The organism is Microbulbifer sp. HZ11, assembly GCF_000708675.1.
Taxonomy (GTDB): Bacteria; Pseudomonadota; Gammaproteobacteria; order Pseudomonadales; family Cellvibrionaceae; genus Microbulbifer.
This window is the reverse complement of the sequence record NZ_JELR01000001.1, coordinates 1,195,334-1,208,943: the sequence shown is the minus strand read 5'-3', so window position 1 is coordinate 1,208,943 and position 13,610 is coordinate 1,195,334. Positions and strand designations below refer to the sequence as shown.

At 52.9% G+C, this 13,610-nt stretch carries 8 protein-coding genes; all 8 read left to right on the top strand.

Features of this window, described 5'->3' with window-relative positions; genetic code table 11:
- Positions 1–117: 117 nt before the first annotated feature.
- The 8 genes from AU11_RS05295 to AU11_RS05260 all read left to right on the top strand — a co-directional run bounded on the left by AU11_RS05295 (position 118) and on the right by AU11_RS05260 (position 13,290).
- Positions 118–1,554, top strand: a complete 1,437-nt coding sequence (locus tag AU11_RS05295; protein ID WP_043318240.1) for a sulfatase — start codon at positions 118–120, stop codon at positions 1,552–1,554.
- A gap of 725 nt (positions 1,555–2,279) precedes the next feature.
- On the top strand, positions 2,280–5,945 hold the full coding sequence (locus AU11_RS05290; protein ID WP_043317011.1) for a TonB-dependent receptor domain-containing protein: 3,666 nt from the start codon (positions 2,280–2,282) through the stop codon (positions 5,943–5,945).
- Between the two features lie 82 nt (positions 5,946–6,027).
- Positions 6,028–7,839, top strand: coding sequence for an Ig-like domain-containing protein (locus AU11_RS17680; RefSeq protein WP_081847943.1), 1,812 nt, complete (start codon positions 6,028–6,030; stop codon positions 7,837–7,839).
- Between the two features lie 91 nt (positions 7,840–7,930).
- Positions 7,931–8,638, top strand: coding sequence for a hypothetical protein (locus AU11_RS05280; RefSeq protein WP_043317009.1), 708 nt, complete (start codon positions 7,931–7,933; stop codon positions 8,636–8,638).
- 58 nt (positions 8,639–8,696) lie between these two features.
- Positions 8,697–9,860, top strand: coding sequence for a mandelate racemase/muconate lactonizing enzyme family protein (locus AU11_RS05275; protein WP_043317007.1), 1,164 nt, complete (start codon positions 8,697–8,699; stop codon positions 9,858–9,860).
- Between the two features lie 5 nt (positions 9,861–9,865).
- Positions 9,866–10,777 (top strand): SMP-30/gluconolactonase/LRE family protein, encoded by a 912-nt coding sequence (locus AU11_RS05270; RefSeq protein WP_197023768.1) that lies wholly within the window; start codon positions 9,866–9,868, stop codon positions 10,775–10,777.
- 74 nt (positions 10,778–10,851) lie between these two features.
- Positions 10,852–12,480: a sugar porter family MFS transporter gene (locus tag AU11_RS05265; protein ID WP_255343208.1), complete on the top strand. Its 1,629-nt coding sequence runs from the start codon at positions 10,852–10,854 to the stop codon at positions 12,478–12,480.
- A gap of 30 nt (positions 12,481–12,510) precedes the next feature.
- Positions 12,511–13,290 (top strand): glucose 1-dehydrogenase, encoded by a 780-nt coding sequence (locus AU11_RS05260; protein ID WP_043317004.1) that lies wholly within the window; start codon positions 12,511–12,513, stop codon positions 13,288–13,290.
- The last annotated feature ends 320 nt before the right edge of the window (positions 13,291–13,610 follow it).

Here is a 13,610-nt window from a genome sequence, read left to right as displayed (position 1 = left end):
ATATGTAGTCTGCCCCTGGTACCCGCCCGAGTAACCCCAGAATTTACTCGGGCGGTGTTCAGGGGCTTTTTTATGGGAAGAATGAAAATTTTCTTGCGAATTAATTGCGGTGATACGATGAAAAAGATCCTGATGTTGTTGATGGCCGTCGTCCTCGCGCCTGCAGCCTGTGCGGATGCTAACAAAGAGGCACTGGGAAAAGACGAGCGCGCTCCCAACATTGTGCTGGTGTTTGCCGATGACGCAGGCTTTGAGGACTTCGGTTTCCAGGGCAGCCCGGTGATGAAGACCCCACGCCTGGACGAGATCGCCGAAGGCGGTGTGCGATTCACGCAGGGATATGTCTCGGACGCTACCTGTGGTCCTTCCCGTGCGGGATTGATGACCGGAAAATATCAGCAGCGCTTTGGTTACGAAGAAATCAATGTACCGGGTTTTATGAGTGAAAACTCTGGGCTGAAAGGTGCAGAGATGGGGTTGCCACTGGATCAGAAAACCATGGCAGACTACCTGAAAGATCGCGGTTACAAGACCGCTATCTACGGCAAATGGCACCTGGGCGACGCCGACCGCTTCCACCCCACCAAGCGTGGCTTTGATGAATTTTACGGTTTCCGCGGTGGCGACCGCAGTTACTTCAAATATGATGGGGAAAACCCACTGGATAACGTGGTGGCCGCGTTCGATAAGAAGCTGGAGCGTGGATTCGGTCACTATGAAGAACACGATGGCTACCTGACCGACGTGTTGGCCGATGAGGCGGCACATTTTATCGAGCAGAACCAGGACAGCCCCTTCTTTATTTACCTAGCATTCAACGCGGTGCACACACCGATGGAAGCGCTGGAAGAAGATATGCAGCAGTTCCCGCAGCTCTCCGGCAAGCGCCGCGAACTGGCGGCAATGACACTCGCCATGGATCGCGCCACTGGTCGTGTGATGGATAAGCTGGAAGAGCTGGGTCTGGCGGAAAATACCATTGTGGTATTCACCAACGACAATGGGGGCCCCTCGGATAAGAATGGCTCCAGTAATTATCCCCTGGCGGGCACCAAGTCCAATCACCTGGAGGGGGGCTTGCGCGTCCCCTTTATTATGCGCTGGCCTGCCAGGTTGCCTGCCGGTGTGGATTACGAATATCCCGTCTCCACCCTCGATCTCTTGCCTACTTTTTATGAGGCTGCAGGTGGTCGCGAATACGAATCCCAACTGGATGGCGTGAACCTTCTGCCTTACCTTACAGGTGAGAAAAAAGAGCGCCCGCACCAGAAAATGTTCTGGAAAAAAGAGTCCCGTGCGGTGATTCGCGATGGTGACTGGAAGCTGATTCGTTTCCCGGATCGTCCGGCAGAGTTGTATAACCTGGCGGATGATATAGGCGAGCAGAACGATCTGGCATCGGCCGAGCCCGAGCGCGTGCGCAGTATGTTCAAAGACCTGTTCGAGTGGGAGCTTACCCTCGAGCGTCCGCTGTGGCTGCTCAAGCGCAAATACGAGAAATACGATATTGATCGCATGGATCAGTACCGGGTGCCAAAGCAGCCCGACGCTTGAGGGCGTTTGTGGCGGAGTCTGGTTCAGACACTTCTTTTGACCCATTGCGGGCGCCTGGTGCGCCCGCAATCACCACCCGCAACCGTTCACCCCGGTGGTCCTACTGATAAAGATCCACCTGGTATTTCCCCTTCCTCTGTAAAAATTCCGCCCAAAGATTTCAATTAACCAGTAGTACCCACTTGGTACCTGCCTAAAGATACCTTCGGATCTGTCTGTTGGCTCTGAAGATGCCTGTGGCTGACGCCGTCTGCCAGTGACGGTCAACGTGGCAGCGCTCTGCCAATCGTGCTGGTGAAAAGTGTGACTTGGATAGCGTATCCGCTATTGAAAAATGTTTCCCGCGATGTATTGCCTATGCAAACATCATATGTTTGAATAAGTCGTATGGGGTTGTGGTGCCGCTCTTCATGGGGTGGATAGCTCAACAATAAGTAGGCCCGGCCCCAATCTGGCAATACTTGCTGCCTCAGAAAGCAACTAGAAAAACTATAAGATTTCTCTCTCAGATAGTCGGGGTTTTATTGGCTCCGTCCGCGGACCTTTGAGTGGATGGCGTATTCTCTGCGCAAGGGTGGCGTTGTGATCAATCTTCGTTTTTCCGGAACTGCAATCTAAGTCGGCATGATGCGTCAATCAGGAGCGTTGGAGAGCCTGTGAGCGGTATGCAGGGGTGTCAGCGTTAGCAGTCAATAAAACAACAATAGTGAAGGTGGAGAGATCAAATGAAGAATAGGTTTAAGCCACATGCGCTCTCGGTAGCGATCCTGGGGGTTATGTTCGCAGCGCCGATTTTTGCTCAGGAGGAGGACTCTAAAGAGAGTAAAGAGCCAGCAGAGCAAAGTGAAAGCCTCGAAGAGGTAGCGGTCACCGGGTTCCGTCAGTCAGTCGAGAAGGCGGTAGATGCGAAGCGACTCTCTGACGAGGTTTCCGATTCAATTTTTGCAGAAGATATCGGTAAGTCCACGGATCAGAATATCGCGGATGCGCTGAACCGTATTACCGGTGTCAGCGTGACTGAGGAGGGCGGTGAAGGCGCGAGAATTTCGATTCGCGGTACCTCGTCCTATCAGAACCAGATTCAAATGAACGGTGTGGCGCTGACCAGTGGTCTGAGTTCACTGGGAGCCGGTGATACTGCTGATACCGCTGAAGCCGACCAGAGTGTCGACCTCAGCGCCTTCTCATCTGACATCCTTTCTGCTATTCGCGTAATCAAAACCGCTACCGCTGACCAGGACGAAGGATCTCTAGGCGGCACGGTTATTCTGGAGACAGTTGCTCCACTAAGCCGTACTGAACGCGTATTGAATGGCTCGGTACAGAGTCGTTTTAATGAGTTTTCCGGTGAAGACGATTACCGCTATAACGCAAGCTACCTCGATCAGTTCTTCGATGACAAACTCGGTGTAGTATTCACGGTATCGGAAGACAATCAGATTTATCGTGAAGACCGCATGACCCATGACTGGGGCGACTCTATGGCGATGGTGGCCGATGCCGGCGGAGAAAGTGGTCTTCGTGCCATTGATAAGGAAACCGGGAAGGCCATCCGATATCTCAACGAAGACGGTAGCCTGCCCGAAGGCTTTGACCCGGAAACCGAAGTGGCGTTTGCTGATCCGGTTGAGGTGCTTCGCCGGGATTCAATCCACTTGGCGTTGAGCCGTAACGAGCGCAAGCGTCAGACCGGTAACTTCGGTATCCAGTTCCGGCCTTCTGATTTCACGGATATACGCCTCGATACATCCTATACCAAGCAAACAGTCACTACTGACTACAACTCCATGCGTTACAACATGGGTTCGCAGGGGATGCAGCCGATCGATCAGACGGATTGGGCAGTAGTGAATACCGACAACAGCACACTCGAAGCCATGCGCGGCGTGGGGCGGGGGGGCTGGATGAACCGCTCTCAGGGGGACACCATTTCCGAGACCATGGTTGCATCCTTGAAGTTGGACCAGCAGCTTACCGACTCCCTGACCATGAATATCACCGCCGGCTACTCAAGTACCGATGAGAACACCGATGATTTCGTCAATATGGGGACGGAGACCTGGGGTACGATCGCTGTCGGTGCGGTTGAAAATAATGATCCCATGGAGAGCGAGCCCACGGGCTATGACTGCTCAACCGGTGTGTGTAGATTCTACAATGGCACTACTAATGCCACCTTTAATCCGGTTACCGGTAATGTCGTAAGTGCAACGGGGCGATTTAATCCCACCGATCTTTACGCGAACCATCTGGGTAATACTAATATTCGGGATAACTATCAAACGGATACGAATACCTCGGTGTTTGTTGACTTTGACTGGGATGTTGATCGCTTCGGGCTTACCACCGTTGAGTTCGGTGCTAAATACGCAAATCGCGTAAAAGATGTGCATACGCAAAATACGACCATCGGTCTGGGTTCCACATTCAAAGATGGTGATGGCACCGACTATGCCTACGACGGACTCTCCTCTGTGCGTCTGATTGATATGAGCGCTTCGGAAGCCTTCCTGTATAAAAACTTTGGTGAAAAGCTTGGAGTTGATCGGTCCAATCCTGTTTTTAATGGCTGGCCGATGATTGACCACGACAAGGCATTTGAAGCTTTGCTCGGAAGGAAGCCAGGGTCCATCAGGGTTGATATTGATAACCGTGGTACCCGGAATATCGATACCGATACTTTTGCTGCGTATATCAAGTCCAGCTTTGAAGCCATGGACGGTCGTCTGCGAGGTAATGTTGGCCTCCGCTACGCGGAGGATAAAACTGAGGCGCGAGGCTATGCGGGTATGCAGTATTACCCAAATCCTCACGTTATTGATCTGTATGACTTGGCTCAGCGTGGTCTATTCAATGATAAAAACCCGGTCTGCCAGGAGCCTGACTGGATCGGCGGTCCGCAAGATGGCGATCACCGCTATGAGCCGCAAAATTCCGGTCAGGATGGTGTGGATCAAAACTGTTTCTCCTGGCGCCTCAATTACGCATATGACGTCAATAAACCGGAAACGCTGCCATACGATACCGAGAAGGGGGAGTGGGTTCATAAAGACGGCAAGGACTTCAACCGAATTGTTAACATTGAATACAATGACGACGGGACCATTAAAGGTGGTGTCGAAGGTTTCAATGAGGCCATGGCGGAGTTCTACGGCGGGGAATTCGATAACCCTAACGGCAGTGGCACTTTCACAACTAATACGCAAAGCCATTGGTATTTCAATAATAATGGCGGTATGGAGCGTTGGTTGGATCGAAGTACGAACATTTACCGTTCGAATAGCGACTCCAGTCTGAATACCCAGCAGAACTACATTCGTGCATCCGAAATTTCAGATAAGGGACTTTTCGATGTCTTACTGCCAAGCCTGAATCTGAGCTATCAAATCAATGATGAGTTGATTGGTCGTTTTGCTGCATCCAAGACCATGACCCGTCCACGATTTGATAGCTTGAACCCAAGCCTGCAGGTCAACGAGAACAATTGGAACGAGTACGCAACCGGCACAGCGGGTAATACCCAGCTGCAGAATCTGGAATCGATTAACCTGGATTTTTCGTTGGAATGGTATTTTGGTGAAGGCAATAACTTGTCTGCCACCGTTTTCCATAAGGACATGAAAGACACTGAAATTACCGTCGAAACTCCATATTTCATTAAGGATGCCCGTGGAGATTACGATCTCGAAGATGCTGACCTCTTAATTGATCCGGTAGGCGTTCCCGGTGAAGGTGCCGCTGGAGGGGAAACTTGTTTACCACGGCGGCATATTGCTGGCTGGCAAACACAAGATATGCAAATCGAGTGTCGGGCAGCCCGTATTCAGCAGGTTCAGAACGGTGGTGGTGCTTCCATTACTGGCCTCGAGCTAAATTACACCCATATGTACGACTTCCTGCCCGGCATCTGGTCCAACCTGGGTGTTCAAGCGAACTATACCTTCCAGGATGCACTTCAGGATGAAGTTGCTCTCGCCACCACTGGACGGGTAATTGCACCTAAATCTCTCGAAGATACGCCGAGGCATTCAGGAAACCTAACCGTATTCTGGGAAGGGGATCGTCTGAGCCTGCGGTTAGCAAACAGCTATGTCGGTACTCAGGCTGTGGATCACGGGCAAATCGGAACGTCCATTTGGCAGGAGAGCTACAATCGCTTGGATTTTAGCTCAAGCTATTTCGTCAACGATAATCTGACTATCACTTTCCAGGCCACGAATCTCGGTGATGAAGGCCGTCGTACCTTCGTAACCGCTCGAGATATGCTGTTGGCAGATGGTAGCTATTGGGATGAAGGTGATGCGGTTACCGATAGCGTTAACACAAGCCGTACCGTCAACGAGTGGAACTTTGGTCGAGTATTCCGCTTGGGCGCGCGAATGAACTTCTAATCAATTCAAATAATAATTTTAAAGATGATTTCACCACTTTCTCTAAGAGATGTAGAGAAAGTGGTCGAAATGGAGAGAAAATATGAAACCTAGAATTCTGAAAAGTGTAGCCCTTATTGCGCCGGTTGTTGCTCTAATGACGGGCTGTAAAGTCGATAAAGGTCAGGACTTTATTGATGACGGTGATCAGCCAATCGTATTTAGTGAAGACGCGCTGAATATTGTCGTTGATGAAGATCAGGGCGTAATCGTGATTGATCTTCTTCAGGGCGCGACCGCTGGTGGCGATCCGCTTTCCGGGAAAAGTGGCGTTGGTGTGAGCCAGGTAAGCTTCGCGCAGGATACCATCATCTGGGATCCAGATGCCGAGAATAACGATCAGCCCATGTACGGTCTTCCCGTGCCCACTATTGTGGAAGATGGCAAGCAGGTAACGCCGTTCTTCCTCGATGGCAATCAAATGATCGTAGATCTGAACGGATTTGATGAAAGACTGATCTCATGTTCAGAGTTTACGCCCGGTGAAAGTGTTAACCCCTGGCCGCGCCCCGTTCACACCTACACCCTTACCTACAACGTCATCAATGGCGGTGATCCGGTAACCAGAACCCTGAATCTTACGATTAATGGTGTGAAAGCCGAGATTGAAGAGATTGATGTTCAGAATCTGTCTGTTCGATTGGGCGAATCCGTTAATGCCTCTGCCAGCTTTTCTCCTCAGGCCGTATGTGATCAGGAACTGCGTTACGAGGTTAGTGACGAATCTGTGGCAACTGTGGACGAGGCAGGTACGGTTACGGGTGTGGGCGTAGGTGAAGCGGAGCTTACTGTCTGGAATCCGGACAGCAATGTTTCTTCTACCGTTACGGTAGCCGTTGATTCCGATTTCCGTATCGGTGTTACCAATGCCGAAGGCCCCCGTGATGCGTTGGTGAAAGAGATTGCTGCGTGTACCTATGGTGGCTTGCATGTGGAGTCAGAACCGACGCTTGGCGAGATGTTGAATGGCGTCTATCAATATAGCTGGAGCACTGAAGAAGAGAGTCTTCTCACACTGCTTGATCTGGTTCCGGATGCGGAGTCTGAAAATGGCGAGTGGGCAATCCTGCAAGTTGGCGATGGCGATAAGAGCCCGGCTAGCAATCTTGCTCAGGATGCTGAGGCGATTACCGTTGCCTATGAATCCGGTGAAACCACAGCAGCAAAAGAGGATATTAGTTCGTTGTCTGTTGCGGTAAGTGTTGTGCCGAATAAGGCCTGTCTGAAATCCAACAATGCAGGTAATTCCTCCAACTGGGATCATACCTTTGAGCACAGTTTCCCAGGCAATGGGTACAACAAGTATATCTCGGGTGCTTTCGACCAGGCTGTGGGGGATCCCATTTTCGGTAGCTCCCTGCGTGTGACCGCAGAGGAAGACAATACCATCGCCGGTGTTGTCAAAACCAACTGGACCAATGGCGATGCTGCCTTCGATATGTGGGGCTCCTACTATGGCGTAGGCTCCCGCGGCCACGGTGTGGAGTTTGGTGTTTCCATGTGGGTCAAGCTTGAGCAGCCGCGCGAAGGCGTGAAGGTCCACTTTAATCTGGCGCCCTGGCATGACAGCCGTAACGCTCTGGATAACAAGGCTGCAGGTAGCTTCCCCAATGCGGAAAAAACCGGTTCTGACTTTGCAGCGGAGCTGGCGCCGACCACCGCTTGGCAACTGGTTAACCTGGTAAACCGTAACCATACAGAAGATGAAAGCGATGATTCTTCTACCTATACGATCCCTACTACCTGGGCGATTGATGGAACGGCGAATACAACGGTTATGCCTTACATTTACGCAACCGGGTTGACCGCAGGTGATCAAATTCTGTTTGATGATATTGCTGTGATGGAGCAATAACAGAGAAAGGTATAGTCTCCTGATTTAAGAATGGCTGCCGTGTATTAGCACGGTGGCTATTTTTTTCACTTTCCGAAATAGGTGATCTTAAATGAAGCGTTTTATCTTTTCTTTTCTGGTGTGGGCCTCTGCATTTTCCTGTGGTGTTTCAGCCGGCTCAGACGATTTCATTAACAGTATCGATGTTCCGGATGTTGTGGGGGGCAATCAGCCACTGCGTGTAGATGTCGATCTGAAAGTGCCTAAAACCAGGGATGTCTATTTTGTTTTACAGTACTTTGATACCTGGAAAAAATTTAAGCAAAAAACAGCAAGGGTAACGAAAAGCGGAAAGTACCACGTAAATTTCGATACGACTGGCATTGATCCTGGCAAATATCGAGTTGTTGTGTATGTCACTCCTCGCGGTGAAAACTGGAATCACCGTGTGGGAAATGAGGTGAACGTGAATTTTTCCGTTCTGACCGAAAGTGCCTGGAATGAGCACATTTCAACAGAGGCGATCTCTGAGGTTCGCTGGCCCCGTCGCGTCAGCACCGGCAAGGAAGTGCTTGCTGTCAGTTATCGAATCAACGCGCCGAAACTACTGAATCTTGATTTGGTGAACGGTGACGGTGACCTGGTCTCCAATATCCAGTACCCGGTGACCGAGTCGGGCGACTTTACTTTGCCAATTGATGATTTTTTCGGCAAAGTTGGTTCCGGTCGGTTCTCATGGAAAGTACTGCTGTTGGCTGAAGATGGAAAAAGTGCGGTTGGTGAAGAAGTTGTATTCCACTTTACTGCCTTTGGTGGGTAGCGCCGTTCCATTTGACATTGGGTGAGTTAGTAATTTTTACCGATAAGAGTTGTTTCCATTGAAAATCGAATCCGTTGAAACTTTATTGGGTGCCGTAGGCACCCGCAATCAGTTGCTGGTAAAGGTAGCGACCGAATGCGGCCTGGTGGGCTGGGGCGAATCCGGGCTTTCCAACCGGGAGCAGGCAGTGATCGGTGCTGTGGCGCACTTCGCCGAGTTTCTGCGTGGCCGCGACCCGCGCCAGATTGGCAGTATCTGGCAGGAGATCTACCGCAGCCAGTATTTCGAAGGGGGCAGGGTGCTGACCGCAGCCATGTCCGCGATTGATATTGCGCTGTACGATATCGCCGGCAAAGCGCTGCAGGTGCCGGTGTATCAACTGCTGGGCGGCAAGCAGCGGGACAATATTCCCTGCTTTGCCTGCTGTTATACGGAAGCGGACCCAGACCGCCTGGAGGAGCTGGTAAAAGAAGTCACCGCATTGATCGAGTTGGGGTGGACCACCATTCGCGTGATTCCCGCCGGTTTCGATGATCCGAAATTCTTCGACCCGCGGGATTCCATTGCGCGCACCGCTCGCTGCCTCACCGAGTTGCGCAAAACCATCGGTCCGGATATTACCCTGGGGATCGATTACCACCATCGCCTGAGCGTGGCCGAGGCGGCGTCATTCTGTCAGCGTATGGCCTCGGGTACCCTGGATTTTCTCGAAGAACCTATCCGCAATGAATCGCCGGACGCCTACGCCACCCTGCGTACCCTGACCACAGTGCCATTTGCCATTGGCGAGGAGTTCAGCTCCAAATGGGCAGCGATGCCCTTTGTGGAAAAAGGCCTCACCCAGTACCTGCGGGTGGACGTGTGCAATATCGGCGGCTTTACCGAGGGGATGAAAGCCGCGGCCATGGCCGAGGCACACTACATCGATGTGATGCCACACAACCCGCTGGGTCCGGTGTGCACGGCCGCATCCAATCATTTTGCCGCAGCGCTGCCGAATTTTGCCCTGATGGAGACCCATCAAGGGCCTTTCTGTACCTTCGGTTTTCACGACCCGGCACTCTTCCCGGTGCAGCACAAACTCGACGGTACCGCATTCGTGTTGCCGGATACCCCGGGGCTTGGTGTCGAGGTCAATGAAGAGGCCTTCCGCCAGTCGCCACCGGTCGCCGTAGAGGCGCCACATCTGCGCAGGGCCGATGGCTCTGTGACCAACTGGTGATCGCCATGACGGGTATGTCAGAAAGTCCGTTTACCGATGTTTGCGCGGAAGTTTTCGATGCGCGCCCCTGCCAGTTGGGTGAGGGGCCTTTGTGGCATCCACAGCGCCAGACTCTTTACTGGGTGGATCTGCTCAATCGTCGCCTGATGGCGAAAACCGAAGCCGGTGTCGAACTGGCCTGGGACCTGGGGGAAATGCCCTCGGCGATTGGCTGGATTGATGCGGAGCAATTGCTGGTGGCCTGCGAAAGCGGACTCAACCTGTTCAACGTGGAATCTGGAGAGAAGACTCTGCTGCGTGCGCTGGAGCCGGAGCTTCCGGGTAACCGCAGTAACGACGGCCGTGCGGATCCCTGGGGTGGCTTCTGGATTGGCACCATGGGGAAAAATGGTGAAGAGGGCGCGGGTAATCTTTACCGCTGGTATCGCGGCGAGCTGCGCAGGCTTGACGCTGGCCTGACGGTTCCCAATGGTCTGTGTTTTGATCGCGAGCGCCGACTGGCGTATTACGCGGACTCCGCGGCAAGCACGGTTTACAAGGTATCGCTGGATGCGCAAACCGGGTGGCCGGAATCGTCACGCCAGATACACCTGGACCTGACCGATGGCGCGTTGATTCCCGATGGGGCTGTAGCTGATTCCCAGGGAAACATGTGGACCGCCCTCTGGGATGGCGCGCGCACCCAGTGCTACAGCCCGGACGGTGTCGAGCTGGGAGCCCTGAAGGCACCGGTCATTCGTACCACCTGCCCGGCCTTCGGTGGGCGGGACTTTACCGACCTTTATGTGACGACCGCAGCGGTCGGGCTTGAGGATGCACCCGATGCCCTGGTGGCCAACGGTGTAACTCTGGTGTATCGCAATGCCGTGAAAGGGCAGGCGGAGCCGGCGGTCATTCTGGAAAGGGTGAGCGGCTGATCAGGCTCAATACGTTGCCAGCCTAAACATCATATGTTTAAATAGGTCTTATACGTTGCCAAAGGCGCAGTAAAGTGTCGGCAATTAGCGATGAAGAATATAACCAGGTACCAACAATGAATAACAATAGTGCCGCCAGTAATGTCACCAAATACGCATTGATTGCCGCCTTTGGCGGTTTCGTGTTTGGGCTGGATGCTGCAAATATTTCCGGGGCTGTGCGCTTTGTCAGCTCCCAGTTTGAACTGAGCAGTATGCAGGTGGGCACTGTAGTCGGTTGCGCCATTGTCGGCGTGATTATTGCGTTGTTTTTCACCGGTACCCTGTGTGAGCGTTTTGGCCGCAAGAACGTTCTGCTTGCCATTGCAGGAACTTACTCTCTCTCGACTCTCGTTTCGGCCTTCGCCGTGGACTACTACATGTTGGTCCTCGGCCGTTTTATTGGTGGTGTCGCCTTCGCCTCGATCACGGTCTCGGCCATGTATATCGGCGAAGTGGCACCGGCGGACAAACGCGGCAAGTTTGTCTCGGTCAATCAGTTGCTGATTACCTTGGGCAGCCTGCTCGCGTTTATCATCAATTACTTCCTCGTCAAATCCATGGCGGATATCAGCTGGATCCACAATGAAAACGTGTGGCGGTTGATGCTGGGCTTTGAACTCATCCCGAACATTATCTGGATCTCCCTGTTGCTGACGATTCCCGAGTCGCCGCGTTGGTTGGTGACCCAGGGGCGGGAACAGGAGGCGCGCGAAGTGTTTGCCTGTGTCGCGCCTGAGTCTCAGGTCAGTAGCCTGGTGAGCGAGGTGCGCGGCAGTATCGATGAGGAGCGTAAAAACAGCACCCTCGATCAGCTCAAAACCCTGTTCAGTAAACCCATGCGTTTAGTAGTGCTGATTGCGGTTTGCTACGCCGTGGTGCAGGGCGCGACTGGCATGAATGCAGTGCTCTTTTATGCGCCGACCGTGTTCGAGCAGGTGGGTATGAGCGTGGAAGACAGCTTTATGCAGACCATCGTGCTGGGCCTGGTTGCCGTTGTGTTCACTCTGGTGGCCATTACCACCGTTGAGAAGCTTGGTCGCCGGGTGCTGACCCTTGCCGGGCTTGTATTGATCGTGGTTGCTCACGCGTCCACCTGGTACGGATTCGAGTCCGCCCGCTATACCCTGGATGACAAGGCTATCGCCACCCTGGAAGCGCAGCAGATAGACGCAACTCCCCTGGCGCCCTATATCGGTAAAACCTACGAGAATGATGTTGCGCTGAAGAACGACATTGCTGCGGTCTATTCGAAAAAAGAGGTGCCGCTGGTCAGTGGCCCGATCATCAACTCGACGATTGAGATCAGTGCAGGCTTTGTGTTGTTCGGTATCTTCGCATTCCTGGCCGCGTTCAATATGTCCATCGGCCCGGTGATGTGGGTGATTTTCTCGGAGATCTTCTCCAACCGGGTCCGCAGTGTAGCCCTGCCGTTCGCGGCACTGGTGCAGAGTATTTCCAGCTACCTGATTCAGCAGTTCTTCCCCTGGCAGCTGGAACACCTGGGTGCGGCGAATACCTTCCTGAATTACGGAGTGATTGCCTTCGTGGGCATGCTTGTCATGCTAATGATCCTGCCCGAGACCAAAAACAAGTCCATCGAGCAGATCGAAAAAGATCTGGTGCGTCCGAACCCGGCCGGCAAGGCGGAGCTGGCGACCTGATTCCCGCAGGGATAGGTTGGGAGAAGTAACATGTCGAATCGATTGCAGAATCAGGTCGCTATCATCACCGGTGCCGCGGATGGCATCGGCAGTGCCATCGCCCGGTTGTTTGCCAATGAAGGCGCTAAAGTCTGTGTTGCCGATGTGGATGTCCTGCGCGGCCTGGCGCTGGTAGAAGAGCTGAAAGCGGCCGGACAGCAAGCCATTTTCGCCGAGACAGATATCGCCGATGAAGATTCGGTGAATGCCATGGTGCAGGCTACCTGCGCGCAGTTAGGCGAGCCGAATATTCTGGTGAACAACGCCGCGCTTACCCCGATGGGGAAAAGCGTGCTGGATGTTTCCAGTGAGCAGTGGCAACGCAACTTTGCCGTCAACGTGGACGGTATGTGGCACTGCTGCCGTGCGGTACTGCCGATGATGAAAGCCGCCGGTGGTGGCAGCATTATTAATGTGGGCTCCGTCCATTCCTTTAAAGTTGTGCCCGACAGTTTCCCTTACGGCGTAACCAAGCATGCAGTGATTGGCTTAACGCGAAATCTTGCGGTGGAGTTCGGGCCGGACAATATTCGTGTCAATGCGCTGTGTCCGGGCATGGTGGAAACCCCTAACGCATTCAAGGCCTGGGAGCAGACCGAAGACCCGGCTGCCGCGCGCAAGGCCATTGGCGATGTACACCCGCTGCGCCGCAATGCCAGTGTCGAGGAAATCGCACGTCCCGCATTGTTCCTGGCCAGCAGCGATTCAAGTTTCATGACTGGGCACAGTCTTGTTGTCGACGGTGGGCGCTCTGTGCTTTACCACGACTAGGGTGCATGTGGTTTTCATCTCACCACATTCTCCCTCACTTTGATGATGCGAGTTGCGTTCAAAGTGTTGTCTTGCCGGCACCTTCAGGGTGCCGGCTTTTTTTTTAGAGTTTGGCTCGCTCCTTCAACGTTGCCGCTCCCCATTACCGTTTATCCCTGCCTTCGACTTGTCTGACCAATCTCGCATAGTTGGCCGATAAAAGTCATAAACGTATTGTTAGTGTAAACATCATATGTTTAAATTGTTTGCAACTGGAACGAATCAATAAGCTTAAGGTGGGTGGTTGCTGGCGTCATATGCGTGGCCACCCGAAAGGCAGG